The 15543-nt window shown below is 63.2% G+C and carries 17 protein-coding genes and 1 pseudogene; 5 read left to right on the top strand and 13 right to left on the bottom strand.

The genetic code is table 11. From position 1 onward, the window contains the following. Positions 1-6: 6 nt before the first annotated feature. Genes iolD through iolC form a run of 4 tightly spaced genes read right to left on the bottom strand, consistent with a single transcriptional unit; the run spans position 7 to position 4767 of the window. The gene (gene iolD / locus V2B23_RS19835) at positions 7-1962 is read right to left on the bottom strand and encodes a 3D-(3,5/4)-trihydroxycyclohexane-1,2-dione acylhydrolase (decyclizing) (RefSeq protein ID WP_430951900.1); all 1956 of its coding nucleotides are present in this window, start codon (positions 1960-1962) and stop codon (positions 7-9) included. Between the two features lie 14 nt (positions 1963-1976). After that, the gene (iolB, locus tag V2B23_RS19830; RefSeq protein ID WP_430951899.1) at positions 1977-2849 is read right to left on the bottom strand and encodes a 5-deoxy-glucuronate isomerase; all 873 of its coding nucleotides are present in this window, start codon (positions 2847-2849) and stop codon (positions 1977-1979) included. Between the two features lie 21 nt (positions 2850-2870). Further along, positions 2871-3770: a Cgl0159 family (beta/alpha)8-fold protein gene (locus tag V2B23_RS19825; protein ID WP_430951898.1), complete on the bottom strand. Its 900-nt coding sequence runs from the start codon at positions 3768-3770 to the stop codon at positions 2871-2873. Next, positions 3763-4767: a 5-dehydro-2-deoxygluconokinase gene (gene iolC, locus V2B23_RS19820; RefSeq protein WP_430951897.1), complete on the bottom strand. Its 1005-nt coding sequence runs from the start codon at positions 4765-4767 to the stop codon at positions 3763-3765. The genes V2B23_RS19825 and iolC overlap by 8 nt, the downstream gene beginning before the upstream one ends. A 92-nt stretch (positions 4768-4859) precedes the next feature. Between iolC and V2B23_RS19815 the strand changes: the two are divergent. Next, positions 4860-4950 (top strand): annotated as a pseudogene (locus V2B23_RS19815) (winged helix-turn-helix transcriptional regulator); the annotation flags it as partial. Positions 4951-5166: 216 nt separating this feature from the next. Here the strand turns inward: V2B23_RS19815 and V2B23_RS19810 are convergent. From V2B23_RS19810 to sdhC, 4 genes are read right to left on the bottom strand one after another with little or no spacing between them, the layout of a single operon-like run. Continuing rightward, entirely contained in the window at positions 5167-5934 is a 768-nt protein-coding gene (locus V2B23_RS19810) for a succinate dehydrogenase iron-sulfur subunit (RefSeq protein WP_033231276.1), read from the bottom strand. Further along, on the bottom strand, positions 5934-7685 hold the full coding sequence (sdhA, locus tag V2B23_RS19805) for a succinate dehydrogenase flavoprotein subunit (protein WP_033231275.1): 1752 nt from the start codon (positions 7683-7685) through the stop codon (positions 5934-5936). Before sdhA ends, V2B23_RS19810 begins: the two co-directional genes overlap by 1 nt. 15 nt (positions 7686-7700) lie before the next feature. Beyond that, the gene (locus V2B23_RS19800) at positions 7701-8156 is read right to left on the bottom strand and encodes a succinate dehydrogenase hydrophobic membrane anchor subunit (RefSeq protein WP_033231274.1); all 456 of its coding nucleotides are present in this window, start codon (positions 8154-8156) and stop codon (positions 7701-7703) included. A 1-nt stretch (position 8157) separates the two neighbouring features. Further along, the gene (sdhC, locus tag V2B23_RS19795; RefSeq protein WP_169637068.1) at positions 8158-8562 is read right to left on the bottom strand and encodes a succinate dehydrogenase, cytochrome b556 subunit; all 405 of its coding nucleotides are present in this window, start codon (positions 8560-8562) and stop codon (positions 8158-8160) included. A 252-nt stretch (positions 8563-8814) separates the two neighbouring features. Here sdhC and V2B23_RS19790 point away from each other — a divergent pair, with 252 nt between their 5' ends. From V2B23_RS19790 to V2B23_RS19780, 3 genes are read left to right on the top strand one after another with little or no spacing between them, the layout of a single operon-like run. Beyond that, positions 8815-9219, top strand: a complete 405-nt coding sequence (locus V2B23_RS19790; protein ID WP_430951896.1) for a cytidine deaminase — start codon at positions 8815-8817, stop codon at positions 9217-9219. Next, entirely contained in the window at positions 9212-10507 is a 1296-nt protein-coding gene (locus V2B23_RS19785; protein WP_430951895.1) for a thymidine phosphorylase, read from the top strand. The genes V2B23_RS19790 and V2B23_RS19785 overlap by 8 nt, the downstream gene beginning before the upstream one ends. Positions 10508-10517: 10 nt before the next feature. Beyond that, a complete protein-coding gene (locus V2B23_RS19780) occupies positions 10518-11600 on the top strand; it encodes an adenosine deaminase (RefSeq protein ID WP_430951894.1) in 1083 nt (360 codons plus the stop codon). A gap of 13 nt (positions 11601-11613) precedes the next feature. Here V2B23_RS19780 and V2B23_RS19775 read toward each other — a convergent pair whose 3' ends face one another. Genes V2B23_RS19775 through V2B23_RS19755 form a run of 5 tightly spaced genes read right to left on the bottom strand, consistent with a single transcriptional unit; the run spans position 11614 to position 14836 of the window. Beyond that, the gene (locus V2B23_RS19775; RefSeq protein ID WP_092801410.1) at positions 11614-12852 is read right to left on the bottom strand and encodes a primosomal protein; all 1239 of its coding nucleotides are present in this window, start codon (positions 12850-12852) and stop codon (positions 11614-11616) included. A gap of 47 nt (positions 12853-12899) precedes the next feature. Beyond that, positions 12900-13199 carry a YbaB/EbfC family nucleoid-associated protein gene (locus V2B23_RS19770; RefSeq protein WP_033231269.1) on the bottom strand — a complete coding sequence of 100 codons (300 nt, stop codon included), beginning with the start codon at positions 13197-13199 and terminating at the stop codon, positions 12900-12902. After that, positions 13196-13540: a hypothetical protein gene (locus V2B23_RS19765; RefSeq protein WP_430951893.1), complete on the bottom strand. Its 345-nt coding sequence runs from the start codon at positions 13538-13540 to the stop codon at positions 13196-13198. Before V2B23_RS19765 ends, V2B23_RS19770 begins: the two co-directional genes overlap by 4 nt. Before the next feature lie 13 nt (positions 13541-13553). Beyond that, positions 13554-14525 carry a C40 family peptidase gene (locus V2B23_RS19760; RefSeq protein WP_430951892.1) on the bottom strand — a complete coding sequence of 324 codons (972 nt, stop codon included), beginning with the start codon at positions 14523-14525 and terminating at the stop codon, positions 13554-13556. Next, the gene (locus tag V2B23_RS19755; protein WP_430951891.1) at positions 14522-14836 is read right to left on the bottom strand and encodes a type VII secretion target; all 315 of its coding nucleotides are present in this window, start codon (positions 14834-14836) and stop codon (positions 14522-14524) included. Before V2B23_RS19755 ends, V2B23_RS19760 begins: the two co-directional genes overlap by 4 nt. Before the next feature lie 82 nt (positions 14837-14918). Between V2B23_RS19755 and upp the strand changes: the two genes are divergently transcribed. After that, complete coding sequence (gene upp, locus V2B23_RS19750; RefSeq protein ID WP_033231521.1) at positions 14919-15542, top strand: uracil phosphoribosyltransferase; 624 nt, start codon at positions 14919-14921, stop codon at positions 15540-15542. Position 15543 lies beyond the last annotated feature (1 nt).

Raw genomic sequence — 15543 nt, 5'->3', positions numbered from 1 at the left:
GTGTGGTCAGTCGGATGGACGTAGATATGGGCGCTGGATCTTCTTCCAGGACTCGTAGGTTGTCCTGGCGTTCTTGGTCGATTCCAGTTCGGAGGTAGCTGATACTGGTACGTCCCACCAGGATTCGCTGTCCGGGGCGCCGATCAGCGGATCGGTTTCGACGTGGATGACCGTAGTGGTCTCGCTTGCTTTGGCGACCTTGATTGCGTCCGCGAACTCGGCAGCGCTGTTCGCGCGGATGACGTCGACACCGAGGCTGGCGGCGTTCGCGGCCAAATCGACCGGGAGAACCCCGCCGTCGAGGCGTCCGTCATTCGAGCGGTAGCGGTACTGCGTGCCGAAGCGCTGGGAACCCAGCGACTCGGACAGTGAACCGATGGAGGCAAATCCGTGATTCTGGACCAGGATCACGATGACCTTGAGGCGTTCCTGCACAGCGGTGACCAATTCGGTGGCCATCATGAGATAGGAACCGTCGCCGACCATCACGAACACGTCGCGATCAGGGCAGGCCATCCGGACGCCCAGACCGCCGGCAACCTCGTATCCCATGCAGGAGTAGCCGTATTCGACGTGATACCCCTTGGAATCACGGGTTCGCCACAGCTTGTGGAGGTCACCGGGCATGGACCCGGCAGCGCACACCACGACGTCACGTGGATCGGACAGAGTGTTGACCAGGCCGATCACCTGATTCTGATTCAGTGACCCGTCGGCCGCGGGTTCGGCTGGGTTGTAGACGGATTCGACGATCGCATCCCAGTCTCGAGCGAGCTCACCGATCCTGGACGCGTACTCGTCGTCGACTCGGTAGTCGGTCAGTGCGAGCGCCAGCGCATCGAGCGCCTCACGTGCGTCGGCCACGATACTGACACCGCCCTGCTTCACGGAATCGAGTGAAGCGACGTTGATGTTGACGAAGCGAACGTCGGGCTTGGTGAAGGCGGTGCGCGACGCGCTGGTGAAATCGCTGTATCGCGTTCCGATTCCGATGACCACGTCCGCCTCGGTGGCCAGTGCGTTTGCAGCCGTAGTGCCGGTGGACCCCACTGCACCGACAGATTGTGGGTGGTCGTAGACCAAGGAACCCTTGCCGGCCTGGCTCTGCCCCACGGGGATTCCGGTCTGTGCGCAGAACGCTGCCAGAGAGTCGGTGGCCTGGCTGTAGATCACGCCGCCGCCCGCGACGATCAGCGGCTTACGAGCCGAGCGAATGATCGCGGCTGCGCGTTCGAGCACTGACCGTTCGGGGAGCGGGCGGGCCACGTGCCACACCCTTTCGGCGAAGAAGGACTCGGGCCAGTCGAAAGCCTCCGTCTGCACGTCCTGCGGGATGGCGATGGTGACTGCGCCCGTCTCGACGGGATCGGTGAGGACGCGCATACCGGCCAGCAGAGCGCTCGGCAACTGCTCCGGTCGCCATACCCGATCGAAGTACCGTGATACCGGTTTGAAAGCGTCATTGACTGTGACGTCGCCGCTCGACGGGAGCTCGAGTTCCTGCAAGACCGGGGCACTGGCTCGGGTCGCGAAAGTGTCTGCGGGCAGCAGTAATACAGGTAGGCGGTTGATGGTGGCCAGTGCTGCGCCGGTGATCATATTGGTGGCGCCGGGGCCGACGCTGGACGAGACTGCCCATGTCTGCAGGCGATCCTTCATGCGTGCGTGGGCGACTGCCGAGTGCACCATCGCCTGCTCGTTGCGGCCGAGCACGTAGGGGAGTGTCGGCTGACGGCCGGCGTCGAGATCCTGGATCTCGGCCTGCAAGAGTGCCTGCCCCAGTCCGGCGATGTTGCCGTGCCCGAAGATTCCGAAGCAGCCGGCGAACAGCTTGGTGCGCCGGCCGTCGCGTTCGGTGTACTGGTTGGCGAGGAAGCGGACGACAGCTTGAGAAACGGTGAGGTATACGGTCGGCTCGTCGCGAGGTGGACGATTGCCGGTTGCGTTGTTGGTGGGTGCCACAGCTTTCACTTCCGTCAGTTGTGGGACTGCAACGGCAGTCGAGGGTCGATGTCCTGGTGATCCCAGCTTCCACGTAGCCAGGTGTGTTGCGGATCGTCACAGATGTTCCACGCCCGGATCTCGCCCGAACCTGCCATGACATTGAGGTAGTACATGTGGTGGCCCGGCGCTGCGATGGACGGGCCGTGATAGCCGTGCGGCACGAGGACGACGTCGCCCGAGCGGACTTCCTCGAGCACCTCGATAGGTCTCTCGGCGGTTCCGTACACGCGGTGGTAGCCGAAACCTTCGGTCCCGGTGGGGCTTCTGTCGATCTCGAAGTAGTAGATCTCTTCCAGGGCCGATTCGACGTCGCTGTTCTCGTCGTGCTTGTGGCTGGGATACGACGACCAGTTCCCGCCGGGGGTGATGACCTCACACGCGATGATGGAGTCTGCCTCGAAAGTGTCTGCGGTGGCGAAGTTGTGAACCTGTCGGCTGCAGTTACCGGCACCGCGGAGTTCGACGGCAACTCCTGATGCGGGACCGTAGCGATGGGGGAGCTTTGCGCCGGCGTGCGCTCCGCACAGGGCGAAGCGGCCTCCACCTGCGCTGGCCACTGTGTAGTCGGAATCGCGTCCTATGTAGGCGAAGTCGCTCGGTCCGTCGAAGACCGACGCGCGGCCGGTCAGGGCGATCTCCGTCCCCTCGGCAACGATCACGGCCGAACCCGACAGTGGAACGACGACTATCTCGTTCTCGCCGGACTGCAGGCGTATGTTCGCGCCAGGAGCGAGTTCTAGTGTCCACAAGCTGGATTCGGTCCATCCAGCGGACTCCGGGGTGACCACTGTCGTGAAATCGCCCTCGGCGGAGGAGCTGGCGGGGACGTAGTACTTGCTGAACATTTCGCTCCTTCCAGGTCGGTTCTAGTGGACCAGCTCGACTGCGGTGTCGACGGCCGAGGCCACGTCACCGTCGGGTGGGTAAAGCAGCGCGCGCCCGACGATCAATCCGCGCACGGACGGCAACTGAAGGGCGGACTCCCACTTCGCGAAAGTCTCTTCGGGAGCGATCTGCGGATCGCCGCCCAGGAGAAGCGTCGGCAGGGTGGTCGCGTCCATGACGCGTTCCATGTCGTCGACAACCGGCAGCTTCATCCACGTGTACGCGGAGGTGGAGCCTAGGCCCTGCGAAATATGGATCGACTTGATGACGGCGTCGGGGCTGAGATCGTTGACGACCTTGCCGTTCACGCGGCTGGAGAGAAAGGGCTCGAGCATCGCGATCAGTCCGGCCGCGGCCAGTTCGTCCACGGCTTCGGCACATGCCGTCATGGTGGGCAGGGTGCCCGCGTCGTCGAGGGCGATGCGCAGCAGCATCTTTCCGCCGTTCATGCCGAACTTCGCGGTGCCCGCCGCGGTATATCCGGTCATGCGGTCGTCGAGTTCGAAGCTCGCGCCCGCCAGGCCGCCGCGGTTCATCGACGAGAAGACGACCTTGTCGTCGAAGGCGCCGAGGAGGAGCAGATCTTCGAGAATGTCCGCAGTGCCCAGGACACCGTCGACTCCCGGATTGTCGAGTGCAGTGCGCAATCTGTCCAGCAGATCGGTACGACTGTTCATCGCTGTCGGCTTACCGCCGACAGACAGCGCCCCACGCGCCGGGTGATCGGCAGCGACGATCATCAGTCGGCCGTTGCCTCGAACAGCGGCTCGAGGAGTTCGTGCTGCCCAGGCCTTTTCGATGATCTGCGGATCGCTCGCACGCAGTTCCGTTACTTCGGCGTACGTGGTAGCGAGGGGGCGGGCGGCGAGCTCGTCAGACATTGACTGCCTCCGTAGCTGTGGCTTCGGCGAGATCGTGGACTTCTTCGGCGGTCGGCATCGCAGTGGAGCATTCGAGCCGAGATGCGACTATCGCGCCGGCCGCGTTGGCGTAGCGCAGTACCTTCTCCAGCGGCCACCCGGCCAGCAGTCCGTGGCACAGTGATCCGCCGAAGCTGTCGCCTGCGCCCAGTCCGTTAACCACGTCGACGGAATTGGGCGGCACGGTGATCGACTGCTTTCGTGTCTTACCGAGTACACCTTTCGGTCCCTGCTTCACGATGGCCAGTTCGACTCCGAGGTCGAGGAGCGCGTCCGCGGCCGTGTTCGGGTTGGTCTCACCGACCGCGATCTCGCACTCTTCGCGGTTTCCCACGGCCACCGTCACCTGTGCGAGGGCGCGCTGAACCTGAATGGTCGCTTCCTGGGGCGTCGACCAGAACATCGGTCGGTAATCCAGATCGAGAACGGTCAGCGGACGGCGTTCGCGGGCTTCCCACGCCGCGAAGTGTGCGCTGCGGCTCGGTTCTTCGGACAGGCCGGTTACCGTCGACCAGTACAGCAACGCCGTTCGAACCGCGTCGAGGTTGATGTCTTCCGGGGTGATCCGAAGATCAGGCGCATGTGGCTTGCGGTAGAAGTACAGCGGGAAATCGTCAGGGGGGAAGATCTCACAGAACGTCACCGGCGTCGGGTACTCGGAATTGGTGACGACAAACCGATTGTCGACACCGAGACGTGCCAACTCGCGTGTGACGAACTTTCCGAAGGGATCGCTGCCGACACCGGAGATCAGTGCTGCTCGCCGGCCGAGGCATGCTGCCGCCACCGAGACGTTGGCTGCGCTGCCGCCGAGAAACTTGCCGAACGTCTCGACATCCTCGAGTCCGACACCGGTCTGTAGTGGGTAGATGTCCACCCCGGACCGGCCGATGGCAAGCACGTCGAATGGTGCATCAGGGATGTGTGACCCGCTCTGGTGAGTGTTGATGCTTGTCAAGGCTGACTCCCGAGAGTGCGTGGTTGGTTGCCCACACAGGGCACCGAGGTATGACTGAAACTGTGCACCGCAACACGGCGATTGTCACGAACCTTGGGTTGGCGAAACGCCTGAATCTCTCGCGTCCGACCACGCGACGTGCGATCCAGGAATTGGGACAAAGGCCTGCTTGTCCGCAAACGGCAGGCCAGGCGCCGACGACCAAGCTGCTCGAGTTCTCGGTGGGAGTTCGACGAGAAGGTGGGCGCTGCCCTCTTGGCCATGAGCCGCACTGCATTTGACGATCAAGGTTGCGCCGTCGAGCGCCTGGTCGCGGCGGAAATTCAACATGCCCCCCGAAACAAGCAAAGCGCGGTCAAGGAGTCCGGAGACTCCTTGACCGCGCCAAGGGTTGAAGGTCTAGCGTGCGAACAGCAGTGCGCGCTTGACTTCCTGAATTGCCTTTGTCACCTGGATGCCGCGAGGGCACGCGTCGGTGCAGTTGAACGTGGTGCGGCAGCGCCACACACCGTCCTTGTCGTTCAGGATGTCGAGACGCTCGGATGCGGCCTCGTCACGGCTGTCGAAGATGAACCGGTGTGCGTTCACGATGGCAGCGGGACCGAAGTAGCTGCCGTCGCTCCAGTACACGGGGCACGACGTGGTGCAGCATGCGCAGAGGATGCACTTGGTGGTGTCGTCGAAACGAGCACGGTCGTGCTGGCTCTGGATGCGCTCACGGGTGGGCTCGTTGCCACTGGTGATGAGGAACGGCTTCACGGCGCGGAATGCGTCGAAGAAGGGTTCCATGTCGACAACGAGGTCCTTCTCCACCGGCAAGCCGCGAATGGGCTCGATGGTGATGGTGACCGGCTTGCCGTCCTTGGGGAGCATGTCCTTCATCAGGATCTTGCACGCCAGGCGGTTGACGCCGTTGATGCGCATGGCGTCCGATCCACAGACACCGTGTGCGCAGCTACGACGGAACGTGAGGGTGCCGTCGAGGTAGCCCTTCACGTACAGCAGCAGGTTGAGCATGCGGTCGGTGGGCAGAGCTGGGACCTGGAAGCTGTCCCAGTGCTGGCCGTCGCCCGATTCCGGGTTCATCCGCGCGATCTTGAGGGTCACCATGACGGCGCCTTCGGGGACCGGGGGGAGGGCTGGTGCTTCTACAGCAGGCGCAGACATCAGTACTTACGCTCCATCGGCTCGTAGCGGGTCTGTACCACCGGCTTGTAGTCCAGACGGATGTCGGAGAGCAGGCCGTCGCCCTCCTTGTATGCCATCGTGTGCTTCATGTACTCGGCATCGTTGCGATCCGGGAAGTCCTCACGAGCGTGGCCGCCGCGTGATTCCTTGCGGTTGAGCGCACCGACGACCGTGACCTCTGCCATTTCGAGCAGGAAGCCCAGTTCGATGGCCTCGAGCAGGTCGCTGTTGTAGCGCTTGCCCTTGTCCTGAACCGTGATGTGGTTGTAGCGCTCCTTGAGAGCACGCACGTCCTTGAGTGCCTGGGTGAGGCGCTCTTCGGTACGGAACACGGATGCGTTGTTGTCCATCGACTGCTGGAGTTCGGAGCGGATGTCCGCAACGCGCTCGTGGCCGTGATCGGACAGGATGACGCCGACCCAGTCCTCGACCATGGTGGCCGGGGCTTCGGGCATGTCGACGAACTCGGTGGAGTTCGCGTACTCGGCGGCAGCGATGCCGGCGCGACGGCCGAACACGTTGATGTCGAGGAGCGAGTTGGTGCCGAGACGGTTTGCGCCGTGCACGGAGACGCAGGCGCATTCGCCGGCGGCGTACAGGCCCTTGACGACCTCGTCGTTGTTGCGCAGAACCTCACCGTTGATCTTGGTGGGGATACCGCCCATGACGTAGTGGCACGTCGGGTAGACGGGCACGGGCTCCTTGACGGGATCCACGCCGAGGTAGGTGCGCGAGAACTCCATGATGTCGGGGAGCTTCTCGTCGAGAACTTCCTCGGGGATGTGCGTCACGTCGATGTAGACGTAGTCCTTGTTGGGGCCGGCGCCGCGGCCTTCGAGGACTTCGAGAACCATCGAGCGGGCGACGATGTCACGCGGCGCGAGGTCCTTGATGGTGGGGGCGTAGCGCTCCATGAAGCGCTCACCGTCGGCATTACGGAGAATGCCGCCTTCACCACGAACAGCTTCCGAGATCAGGATGCCGAGGCCGGCGAGTCCTGTCGGGTGGAACTGGTGGAACTCCATGTCCTCGAGGGGAAGTCCCTTGCGGAAGATGATGCCCATGCCGTCACCGGTGAGGGTGTGTGCGTTGGACGTCGTCTTGTACATACGTCCCGAGCCGCCGGTCGCGAAGATGATCGACTTGGCGTGGAAGATGTGCAGTTCGCCGGTCGAGAGTTCGTAGGCGATGACGCCGGTGGCAACCGGGCCGTCCTCGGTCTCGGTGATGGCGATGTCGAGTGCGTAGAACTCGTTGTAGAACTCGACGTCGTGCTTGACGCAGTTCTGGTAGAGCGTCTGCAGGATCATGTGACCGGTGCGGTCGGCGGCGTAGCACGCGCGGCGAACCGGGGCCTTGCCGTGATCGCGGGTGTGGCCACCGAAGCGACGCTGGTCGATCTTGCCTTCGGGCGTGCGGTTGAACGGCAGGCCCATCTTCTCGAGGTCGAGCACGGCATCGATGGCTTCTTTTGCCATGATCTCGACGGCGTCCTGGTCGGCGAGGTAGTCGCCACCCTTGACGGTGTCGAAGGTGTGCCACTCCCAGTTGTCTTCCTCCACGTTCGCCAGTGCGGCGCACATGCCGCCCTGGGCCGCGCCGGTATGGCTGCGGGTGGGGTAGAGCTTGGTCAGTACGGCCGTGCGGGCGCGGGGGCCAGCCTCGATTGCCGCACGCATGCCGGCGCCGCCGGCACCGACGATGACCACGTCATAACGATGTTCCTGCATGAAGTCTGTGCTCCCCTAGCTCGCCGAGATATTGGGGTCGAAGGTGAAGATGACGTACGTGCCCAGGGCCATGATCAGGATCATCGAGAGTACGAGGATCGTGGTTAGCCAGAAGCGTGTGGAGTCCTTGCGGGAGTAGTCCGCGATGACCGTGCGCAGACCGTTGCCGCCGTGAAGCTGTGCCAGCCAGAGCATCGTCAGATCCCAGATCTGCCAGAACGGGCTGGACCAGCGGCCTGCTACGAATGCGAAGTTCAGACGGTGAACGCCACCGTCGAGCATCAGCATGATGAACATGTGGCCCAGGACCAGGACGATCAGGGCAACGCCGGAGAAACGCATGAACAGCCACGCGTACAGCTCGAAGTTGTTCCGCGCCTTGGCCCGCGGCGAACGCGGGTTGTCCAGGCTGGCAGGACGGTCGTATGAGGTACCGAGGCTCTTGGCTTCGGGTCCGTGAGTAGTCGCCATGTCAGTGCTCCGCAAACATGTTGATGAGGATGCGCCCGGCGCCCGGGATCATCACCAGGAACCAGATCGCCAGAATGGTCCAGAGCATGACGCGCTGGTACTTCGGGCCCTTCGACCAGAAGTCCACGAGCATCACGCGCACGCCGTTGAGAGCGTGGTAAAGGACCACACCGACGAGGCCGATCTCCATGAGACCGACGAGGGGGTTCTTGTACGTGTCGATGACGGCGTCATACGTGTCGGGGTTAACCCGCACGAGGGCCGTATCGAGAACGTGTACGAATAGGAAGAAGAAAGTAGCGACGCCTGTGATCCGGTGTAGAACCCAGGACCACATTCCGGGGTCGCCCCGGTAAAGCGACCTCGTGCGCTCCTTCTGAGGAGCGGCTTCAGTCGTAGTACTCATCGAGTGCTGTGCCTCCAACGTCATTGGTGGACGCGCCGAGCCTGCAGAGAGCTTCGAGGTACTCAGCCCGGGCTCGACGGGATCCTGAACCGACTTGACTCAGACTCTAAACCCTGGTGAATCCGGGAACTAATCAGATGCGGGATTCGTACACCTACCAAACTCTTTGTAAGGTTTGCCTTTCCAATCTTCATAACGGCAGTATCGTGTCGTTTCTGCATGCATTCAGTTGGCGTGATTGGATTGTGAACCATGGGTGAAATCGACTGGAAGTTGTTGCGCCACAACGCGCAAGTGGTAATGCGTCGGGCCTATGCCCCGTACTCCGGATATGCGGTAGGTGCCGCCGCGCTGGTGGACGATGGTCGAATCGTCTCAGGATGCAATGTGGAAAATGTCTCATACGGTTTGAGCCTGTGCGCCGAATGTGGACTGGTGAGTAACTTAGCGGCCAGCGGCGGCGGACGCTTGATCGCCTTCTCATGCGTCGACGCGGACGGCGCAATACTGATGCCGTGTGGCCGGTGCCGACAGCTCCTGCTCGAGCACGGTGGCCCAGAACTTCTGATTGATACCGTTCGCGGACCGCGCCCACTCGCGGAGTTACTCCCGGACGCTTTCGGACCGGAACAAGCGGAAGGACTTCGCCATGTTTGACGCCGTGTCGATCATCAGAGCAAAACGTGACGGTCGGGAGCTCTCGGGCACCGAGATCGATTGGATCGTGCAGGCGTTCACCGCGGGAGTTGTGCCGGACGAGCAGATGGCGGCCCTGGCCATGGCGATCTACTTCCGCGGGATGACGCGCTCGGAGATCGGCCGCTGGACGCGGGCGATGATCGAATCCGGCGGCACCATGGACTTTTCGGACCTGCCGACGGCGACGGTGGACAAGCATTCGACCGGTGGTGTGGGAGACAAGATCACACTTCCGCTGGTGCCTCTGGTTGCCGCGTGTGGTCTTGCTGTTCCGCAGCTGTCGGGGCGTGGACTCGGCCATGCCGGTGGAACTCTCGACAAGCTCGAGGCGATCCCGGGTTGGCGTGCCGACCTCACCGCGGCCGAGATGGTGGAGATCCTCGCGAACCCGAAGATCGGTGCGGTCATCTGTGCTGCCGGAGCGAATCTCGCGCCGGCGGACAAGAAGCTCTATGCCCTTCGCGACGTGACGGGATCGGTGGAATCCATTCCCCTGATCGCGAGTTCGATCATGAGCAAGAAGATCGCCGAGGGAACCGGCGCACTGGTGCTGGACGTGAAGGTCGGTTCGGGTGCATACATGAAGGAACTCGGTGACGCGCGGGAGTTGGCGCGCACCATGGTCGAACTGGGAAACGACGCCGGTATGCGCACAACGGCATTCATCACCGAGATGGGTACGCCACTCGGCTTGACCGCCGGTAATGCTCTCGAAGTGCGCGAATCCGTCGAGGTGCTGGCCGGCGGCGGACCCGCCGACGTCGTAGAGCTCACCCTCCTCCTGGCTCGGGAAATGTTGTCGGCGGCCGGGATCGACGATGTCGATCCCGCACAGAAGCTGGCCGACGGTAGTGCGATGGATCGGTGGCGCGCCATGATCGACGCGCAGGGCGGCGATCCGGATGCGGACTTGCCAATAGCTCGACACACCGAGGTCATCACCGCCGACCGCGACGGTGTCCTCACGCGACTGGACGCCATGGGCGTCGGTATCGCAGCGTGGAAACTCGGAGCGGGGCGCGAGCGCCAAGGCGACGCAGTGCAAGCCGGTGCGGGTGTGCAGATGCATGCAAAGCCTGGTGACGTGGTCCGGGCGGGGCAGAGGCTACTGACACTGCACACCGACACACCCGAGCGATTCGACGCCGCACTCCGAAGTCTCGACGGCAGCTGGTCGATCGGGTCCGAATCCGACACAGTGTCGCGACCGCTGCTCATCGAGCGAATTGTGGGTGAATCGCGTTAGCTTATGTTGCATGAACGCACCGGTGTTGAACTCGATTCGTAGCGCGCCCAAAGTTCTACTGCACGACCACCTCGACGGTGGTCTGCGTCCGCAGACAATTCTGGAACTGGCAGAGAATTGCGGATATACGGAACTGCCGGCACAGACGGCTGCCGAACTCGCGCAGTGGTTTCGAACCGCTGCAGACAGCGGGTCGCTCGAGCTGTACCTCGAGACCTTCGCGCACACCGTGGCCGTCATGCAGACTGCCGAGGGACTCTCGCGCGTGGCTCAGGAATGTGCCGAGGACCTGGCCGACGACAACGTGGTCTACGCGGAGGTGCGGTTTGCACCTGAACAGCACCTCGAACAGGGGCTGACGCTCGACGAGGTAGTCGAGCACGTACTCGAAGGATTCCGGGCAGGGGAGTCCGCGGCCCAGGCGCAGGGGCGCAAGATTCAGATCGGCTGCTTGCTGACCGCCATGCGTCATGCCGCCAGGTCCCGCGAAATCGCCGAACTTGCCGTGCGATTCCGTGACCGCGGTGTGGTCGGGTTCGACATCGCGGGTGCCGAGGCCGGGAATCCGCCGAGTCGTCATCTGGACGCCTTCGAGTACATGCGGGATGCGAACGCGCACTTCACCATCCATGCCGGTGAGGCGTTCGGGTTGCCGTCGATTCACGAAGCCATCGCATTTTGTGGAGCCGACAGGTTGGGGCATGGTGTGCGCATCGTGGACGACGTCACTGCCGTCGACGGTAGCCACGAGCTGGGCAGGCTCGCGAACTTCGTTCGAGACATGCGCATCCCGCTCGAATTGTGCCCGAGCTCGAATGTCCAGACCGGCGCAGTGGCTGCGTTGGCCGATCACCCGTTCGGACTGTTGGCAGACCTGCGGTTCCGGGTCACCGTCAACACCGACAATCGACTCATGGGTGATACGAGCATGAGTCGCGAAATGGCGGCGCTGGTCGACACATTCGGTTACGGCTGGACCGACCTCGAACGATTCACGATCAACGCCATGAAGTCTGCGTTCATCCCGTTCGACCAGCGTCTCGCGTACATCGACGACGTCATCAAGCCCGGGTACGCCGTATTGGTCGGGTAGCAGGCGGCGCCGTTTACTCGGGACGCAGGCGTGTCTCGAACTCACGCTCGAGTTCGCGCCACCCCTCCGATTCCTTGGTGAACGGCGCACTGGGAGCCATCCGGGACGGATCGGGATTGAGAAGGTACGAGACGTACCACCCGAGCTCGTTCGACGCGGACAGCGCTTCCTCCGTGGAGTCGTCGTCGGCGAAATCGGCTGCATCGGTGAACAATTCGACAGCAAGTTCGAGTTGTTCGACGTCGACGGCGTCCGGGCCCTGGGCAAGGTCGTCGGCAATGCCGGGGAGAACGTAGACATTCTCGTCGGTGACTTCGATGTCGAGTGAACCGTCGACGGCTGCATTCTGGATCACGCCGTACGTGCTGACCTGTGACAGATCGTGCTCGTGATTGTCGGCAAGGTAGCGAGCGAGCGCGCGCTCGGACCGGAAGACCGTGATCAACCCGTCCTTTCCGAGGAAGATTGCCTGGTCACCCATGTAGCAGCGCAGGGTGTAGTAGGTGTCGGCCGAGGTGATGATGCGGACCGGATCGACGCCGACCTCGCCCCAGAACGTCTCGATCTCGTCTTCGTCCTCGTCGAGTTCGTCTTCGTCGAATTCCTCGTCCTCGCCCTCTTCGGCGACGTCGTCCGCATCGACGGTGTTCTCGGCGGCAGCGAGGAGTTCGGCTTCGGCAACTGCCACGGCAGCGGCGTCAACCTTGGGCGACGTCACGACGGTGTCGATCGCGTCGAGAACCTTGTCCCAGTCCTTGGCGATGGCTGCGCCGACCTGGTCCCAGATCTCGAGTCCTTCACGACCCTCGAACGCGCTCGCGCCGGTGGCGAGCGCACCCAGGATGGGGTGGCCGCTGAAGAACCGGATCACAGAATCCAGTTCGCAGACCTCACCGATATTGCGGGCCATGTTCAGGGTGTCTTCGAGTTCGGAGACAACCAGCGGCTCCGGATCTCCGGCAGCAAGTTCCGGCACTCCGACGAAGTCGAACGTGAAGTTCTCCTCCGGTTCGAGTTCCGCGGCGGAGAGACCGGCCACAACACTCCAAGCGGGGTGATCGACCAAATCGTTGTCGGTATCGGTGCGGATGAACGCGGCGAGTTCCGCGACCGAGGCAAACCCGTACAGATCTTCCTCGTGACCGAGGAAGGCCTCCCATTCGTCGTCGCCCTCACGCCACCGGGGCGCCCACAACGTGACGAGGTCTCCACTTGTGAGACCGATTTCGATCGGGACGATATCTCCAGCCATGGGCGGAAGCCTATCGACCCGAGCGCCCTGCGCATAGCGCGGGTTACTCACACCTCGCCGAGTGAGCGGCCCAGTTGATTCATCAGACGTTCACGTTCGACGTTGCTGCGGTGAACTGCCTGGTGGATGGTGGCGATAGTCAGTGCCGCGACGGCCTTCGGTTCCATAGTGGTTACGGCGTCGGTGATGGTCAGTTCGACCAGCGCGCCCATCCCGTCGACACAGGCGACAACCGTGCCGTCGGCGCTCGCCGCGGTGGCCCGGATAGCGTCGACGTCTCCGACAGCATCCTGCATGAATCCGCACTGACTCTTGGCGCGCTCCATGATTCGGTCCATTTCGTTCATATCGATCGCATCCAGGTAGTGGGGGCTGTGTCGGTGTGATCTTCGGCAGCGTGAGCGTCGGCCAATTGCTCACGTGTTGCGAGTCCGAGGGCGTTCACGATGTCGGCCGGAACGCCATCGGCTTCCAATTCGAGGCGGTGGCGGACGCCGGCCTCCATGGCGGCCCGGGCAGAGAGGGCCATGATCTCGGTGGCGAGGCGAGCACCGCCATAGCGTAATTCGCTGTGATGGATACGGATGTCGATGGGAATGCCCTGTTCGGTGGCCCGTAGGGCGATGGTTCCGCGGCGATTTGCCGCTACGGCGGTGATGACGCCCGGTGGGCGCGGTGTGTCCTGCATATTCGTGCTCATTTCACTCTGTGGGTCGGTAGAAGCCGTGAAATCCCATGCCGATGTTGGATGTTCGGACGGGGCTGACGCTCACCGGATCTCCGGCTTCGACCATCTGGCCGTTCCCGATCACCATGGCGACGTGGCCGTCCCAGACTGCGAGGTCGCCTGGCAGGAGATCGGCCTGATCGACGGGGCTGCCGATGCCTTGTTCCTGGGCAAGGCGCGGAATGTCGACGCCCGCTTGTCCGTAGGCCCATTGCGTCAAACCACTGCAGTCGAGACCGACTCCGGGTGAGGTGCCGCCCCACTCGTACGGCACTCCTTGCTGGGTGAGTGCATTGCGCACCGCGGCGGCGGCCTCGGCGTTGGGAGCGGTAGCAACTGAACCGTCGGGAAGATCGATCTGCAAGTCCGCGCTGCCGGTGCTCGCAACAGAACCATTTGACAATTCGGGGTTGGTGGCTCCGGGTGCGGGATCCGGTAGCGGGACCGGCGGCACCAGTGCGGACATCTTGTCGGTGGAGCCGGAGAGATCACCGCGCATTCTCTCGACGACCGATATTGCCTGCCCCAGGTGGTCGAATGCCGCTGCAACGAGCATCAATTGGCCCGGTGGTGTCAGGAGCGCCGGACCGGCCTTGGCGGCAATACCGAGAAACGACTGCAGGATGCCGTTCAGCTCGTTGATCCCGGCGGACACCGTCGTGGTTGCCTCGTCGACGATTCCGGCGATGTCGGTGCCTCGATCGGTGAGTGTGCGAGTTGCCGCTTGGGTCTGCTCGGTCATTGTTGCCGCAGCGCTCATCCCTGCGGTGGATGTTCCGCCTCCGGACAGTTCCCCCAGTGCGGCGGTACCCAGTTGGTAGGCGATCTCCAGTACGTCCGACGCGATGCGGAGTCCGACCTCGGGTCCGTTCGAGTCGGTGACTCCGCTCCCCAGGGTTGCCACCAGATCGATGATCGGCCGGGCAAGGGCCTCGACGGGGATCATGTCCGCGCCGCATCGACGATCGTGCTGCGAACGAACTCGTCGGTGCCCGCGTACAGGTCGCGGGCGCTGTGTGTAGCGGCTGCGGCACTGGACACAACGGTGGCAAGACGGCCGAGATCGTCGATATGAGTCTGTTGGGCTTCGCCGGTGGCGCGGACGAAGTCCTCGGCAATCAATCCCAGGACTGCGCCGAGCGCGGTGTGATCGTGACGGGCCGCGTCGGCCTGGGCGCGGGCGACGGTGTCGGCGACGACGGCCAGACGTGAACCGAAGTCCGTGATGTCTTCTGTGTGAGCTAGAAAATTGTCCAACTTCTCTTCCCCCCGTTGCGCTTACTCCTTTCTTGGACGCCGCCCGGGGCCGCTCGGTTCCCGAGGAACTATCCTCATGGTCATGCAAACGCACGTAGTCGACCATCCGCTGGCAGCGGCACTCCTGACGACAATGCGTGATGCACGCAGCGACAATGCGACATTCCGGTCAGCTCTGCGTCGGCTCACGCACATGCTCGTGTACGAGGCAATGCGCGACGCCGAGATCGAAGAGTTCCCCGTCGACACGCCGGTCGCAGCCACAACGGGTATTCGTCTGGCCAAGCCTCCGTTGCTTGTCCCGGTGCTGCGCGCCGGTCTGGGCATGGTCGAGCAGGCCAGTGCATTGATCCCGTCGGCCGGCGTCGGCTTTGTGGGAATGGCGCGCGACGAGAAGACCCACGCGCCCGTTCCGTACCTGGAATCGCTGCCGGCAGATCTCTCCGGAATCCCCGTATTCGTACTCGATCCGATGCTGGCAACCGGCGGATCGATGGTTCACACGATCGACCTGCTCGTTGCGCGCGGCGCAACAGACGTGACAGCGGTGTGTGTTGTCGCGGCGCCGCGTGGCGTCGACGCGCTTGCGGAGTCCGGGCACCCGGTACGCCTGGTTCTGGCGAGCATCGACGACGGCTTGGACGAGAACGCTTTCATCGTGCCTGGCCTCGGCGACGCGGGCGATCGGCAGTTCGGACCGCGCTAGC

Source organism: Rhodococcus sp. 24CO (genome assembly GCF_050586165.1).
GTDB lineage: Bacteria > Actinomycetota > Actinomycetes > Mycobacteriales > Mycobacteriaceae > Rhodococcus_F.
The sequence above is the reverse complement of the archived record's forward strand: the minus strand, read 5'-3'. Positions and strand labels throughout refer to the sequence as shown.

Excerpts from the sequence above, each read along its gene's own strand:
- iolB (WP_430951899.1), bottom strand. The coding sequence starts at position 2,849 with ATGTTCAGCAAGTACTACGTCCCCGCCAGCTCCTCCGCCGAGGGCGAT.
- V2B23_RS19825 (WP_430951898.1), bottom strand. The coding sequence starts at position 3,770 with ATGTCTGACGAGCTCGCCGCCCGCCCCCTCGCTACCACGTACGCCGAA.
- V2B23_RS19810 (WP_033231276.1), bottom strand. The coding sequence starts at position 5,934 with ATGTCTGCGCCTGCTGTAGAAGCACCAGCCCTCCCCCCGGTCCCCGAA.
- sdhA (WP_033231275.1), bottom strand. The coding sequence starts at position 7,685 with ATGCAGGAACATCGTTATGACGTGGTCATCGTCGGTGCCGGCGGCGCC.
- V2B23_RS19800 (WP_033231274.1), bottom strand. The coding sequence starts at position 8,156 with ATGGCGACTACTCACGGACCCGAAGCCAAGAGCCTCGGTACCTCATAC.
- sdhC (WP_169637068.1), bottom strand. The coding sequence starts at position 8,562 with ATGAGTACTACGACTGAAGCCGCTCCTCAGAAGGAGCGCACGAGGTCG.
- V2B23_RS19790 (WP_430951896.1), top strand. The coding sequence starts at position 8,815 with ATGGGTGAAATCGACTGGAAGTTGTTGCGCCACAACGCGCAAGTGGTA.
- V2B23_RS19785 (WP_430951895.1), top strand. The coding sequence starts at position 9,212 with ATGTTTGACGCCGTGTCGATCATCAGAGCAAAACGTGACGGTCGGGAG.
- V2B23_RS19780 (WP_430951894.1), top strand. The coding sequence starts at position 10,518 with ATGAACGCACCGGTGTTGAACTCGATTCGTAGCGCGCCCAAAGTTCTA.
- V2B23_RS19775 (WP_092801410.1), bottom strand. The coding sequence starts at position 12,852 with ATGGCTGGAGATATCGTCCCGATCGAAATCGGTCTCACAAGTGGAGAC.
- V2B23_RS19770 (WP_033231269.1), bottom strand. The coding sequence starts at position 13,199 with ATGAACGAAATGGACCGAATCATGGAGCGCGCCAAGAGTCAGTGCGGA.
- V2B23_RS19765 (WP_430951893.1), bottom strand. The coding sequence starts at position 13,540 with ATGCAGGACACACCGCGCCCACCGGGCGTCATCACCGCCGTAGCGGCA.
- V2B23_RS19760 (WP_430951892.1), bottom strand. The coding sequence starts at position 14,525 with ATGATCCCCGTCGAGGCCCTTGCCCGGCCGATCATCGATCTGGTGGCA.
- upp (WP_033231521.1), top strand. The coding sequence starts at position 14,919 with ATGCAAACGCACGTAGTCGACCATCCGCTGGCAGCGGCACTCCTGACG.